2 protein-coding genes and 1 pseudogene are annotated in these 2,918 nt (G+C 52.0%); 1 reads left to right on the top strand and 2 read right to left on the bottom strand.

All coding sequences use genetic code 11. The features are described 5' to 3' along the window. The coding region (gene mutL, locus Q0628_RS05645; RefSeq protein WP_298768979.1) for a DNA mismatch repair endonuclease MutL at nt 1-1,408 on the top strand (1,408 nt) is incomplete at its 5' end. On the opposite strand, the gene Q0628_RS05650 is transcribed toward mutL, so the two are convergent. Beyond that, nucleotides 1,361-2,461 (bottom strand): lipid-A-disaccharide synthase, encoded by a 1,101-nt coding sequence (locus tag Q0628_RS05650; protein ID WP_298768981.1) that lies wholly within the window; start codon nt 2,459-2,461, stop codon nt 1,361-1,363. The two genes, mutL and Q0628_RS05650, sit on opposite strands and share 48 nt — an antisense overlap. Nucleotides 2,462-2,467: 6 nt before the next feature. After that, a pseudogene (locus Q0628_RS05655) lies at nt 2,468-2,918 on the bottom strand (DNA polymerase III subunit alpha); the annotation flags it as partial.

The following is a 2,918-nucleotide window of genomic DNA, read 5'->3' on the forward strand; positions in this document are numbered from 1 at the left end:
CAACTTCTTGAGCAGCGAAACGGCCGAAAGCACCCGAATTTTCGATGTTGTTCTAAAAACGGCCATTGCACACCCCGAAATCCGCTTTGACTACAAAGTCGGAGACAAGACCTTGTTTACAGGTGTCCCGGGAGAGTTGCGCAACCGTATTGCCGAAGCCATCGGCTCTAAAATTGCAAAGGCGCTTTTGCCGGTTGACTACACCGAAGCCGGCGTACACGTTTGGGGTTACGTCTCCCCCACCACCGAAACCAACGGCAAGCGCAACCACCAGTTTTTATTCATCCGCAATCGCCCTATCGAAAGCAAGATGATCAGCAAGGCGGTACAGCAGGCCTACGAGCCTTACGGCGCCCAATGCAAGCCTGTTTCGGTCCTGTTTTTAGATATGCCGGACATGGAATTCGACGTCAACGTGCACCCCGCCAAGCGCGAGGTTCGCTTTGCCAACCAGAATTTGGTATTTCTGGTGGTGTCCCACGCCATTCGCGACGCCTTTACCAAGGACATGGAGGCCAACTCGCCCTTGATCGACTTGAGCGACCTCCAAGATAGCAAGCCGGAAGTTCCTTACGGATTCGAAGAACCGATTTCCAAACCGGCCGTCGCCCCTGCTCCGAGCTTTACTCCCAGGGAATTTAGCACAAAGGAATCGAGCGGCGACATTCCCGAAATGTCGAATTTTCCGACTGCCGGATTCACTTTTGAAAAGCCCCGCAAAGCTGTGCGCCAAAATGATTTGGCCCAGGACTTGTTCAGCACGCCTGAAGCAGGCAAGGTCATTTCGCTGGAAGGCAAGATGAACGAGACTCCCGAGCCTGTAACCCAATGGGTTCCGCCCACATTCTTCCAGATTGCAGACACCTACATTGCCGGCGATGACTCCAATGGCCTCTTGGTCATTGACCAGCATGCGGCCCATTCGCGCGTGCTTTACGAACAAGCGCTGGACACCTTAAGAAATGGAGCCGCCCTGGACAGCCAGGAACTGTTGTTTCCGGAACTTCTGGACCTTTCCAAGATTGAGATCGAGGCTTTAAAGAGTGTCGAAGACCAATTCAAGCGTTTAGGCTTTTACATTGAACATTTCGGCGGCGAGACCTACCAAATTCGCGCGATCCCGAGCGCGCTCCCGCTTTCGCGCGCCATCAAAGCGGTCAAGGACTTTTTGGACAGCATCGGTGACGAAGGCAAAAACGAAGGCGACATGGTGAAGGTGCAAGACACTATCGCCAAAGCCTGGGCAAACACAAACGCCTACCAGGCAGGCGACAAGCTCAAGTCGGAAGAAATGGCCGCTCTCGTAAGCCAACTCATGCTGACCGAAGAACCGCTTAAATCGCCCTACGGTCACCCGACGTTACTGCGCTTTACACTCGACGAACTGGCCAAGAAATTCAAGCGCTAATTGATCGAGCGTTTTCCCGACAGTGAGCTTTTCGAAAAGCTCTTTCACGACATTTTCTCTTTTGCCCTTAGTTAGCGACCAAGTTTTGACACCCGACCACGGGTGGACGATGTATTCTGGGAACACAAGACGATTCAGAATAATGTTGGGCAATGCGAAAAATTTTGTCTTGATAAACAAGCGACCTAAACAATAAGTCAACAAGTCGGGCTTGGTACAAACCGTAAAGGGAACTCCCGACAAAGCAAGTTCCAAGGTCGATGTTCCGGGGGCGGTCAATGCATATTCCGCACTTTGATACAGAGCCTTTCGCTCTGCGGCACTTTGGGGAGCGACAACCACAGGAATCTTATACTTCTTGAAAACATCCACCAGTTCTTGGCGCGCTGCCACCACCGCTACATTTTTAAGCCCCTGCACCACTTTCAAATAAATAGGCAAGTTGCGGAGCGCCTGCGCCTTGCGGCTGCCGGGAAAAAGTAGAACTTGGATTGCATCGCCCTTACTGGGCTCGCGATGACGCGCAAGGTTATTCAGTACGAAAGCTCCGACATTACTAAACGGGTGTTGAACGCGAACCACATTACAGCCGGCTTCGCTGTACACAGATTCTTCAAAGTCAAAGAATACGGCGAGCTTGACATACGGATTTTTCGCAAGCACCTTCGCACGCTTGCGTTTCCAGGCCCACACTTGTGGAGGCGCCACATACAAAGCGGGCTTGCGGAGTCCCCCCGCCAGAGCCACGAGTTTCATGTTAAAGCCCGGATAATCAACAGCAATCAGCCCGAGACATTCCGGCGATTCAAGCGCCGTCTTTAGTGCAATAAAACTCTGACGCAATTTAAAGTACTTGGGCAATACATCGCCAAAGCCAGAAACCGGCAAGTTTTCGAAGTCGACCAAGGGCAACATTTCCGCCCCCTGCATGCGGCGGCCGCCTGAACCTTTCACGGTAAAATTTTTTGAAACTAGACTCTTGACTAAGGGTTCGCCAACGGAATCCCCGGAGTCTTCGCCCGCGCAAATCAGAATGTACGGCTCGCACGCCATAGGCTTTTACCGCTTGGCACGATTCGAAACCCAGACCTTCGCGGCGCCCAATTGCTTACGCAAGAACTGCAACAATTCCGGAGTATAAACGACCTTCTTGTTTTTCAAGGCAAGCACATGTACGTTGCCGGATTCCGCCTCGACATGGCAGACGATTTCGCAACCGCGTTCGCCTTCGAAGGGTTCGTACTTTTCCATGGCCGTCAGCAACTTGTCGGCGAAGTCATCATCGATCATCGAAGAATAAACCACCATGTGAATGTGGCTTACCATGTCCGAACGCACACGATCCAACTGGATGACTTCTTCGACCACCAGCTGCATACCGTCGCCCATACGCTGATGTTCCAAGTTTCCCTTTACAAGCACACGGTCATCGAGAGCGACTGTATCGCGGAACTTTTCCCACATGTCTTTCTTGAAGAACATTTCCAAGTCCCCGTGGAAGTCTTGAATG

The sequence above is a fragment of the uncultured Fibrobacter sp. genome, from assembly GCF_937877005.1.
Taxonomy (GTDB): domain Bacteria; phylum Fibrobacterota; class Fibrobacteria; order Fibrobacterales; family Fibrobacteraceae; genus Fibrobacter.

Bases quoted from the DNA above. Each gene is read 5' to 3' on its own strand.
- Q0628_RS05650 (WP_298768981.1), bottom strand. From the start codon at position 2,461: ATGGCGTGCGAGCCGTACATTCTGATTTGCGCGGGCGAAGACTCCGGG.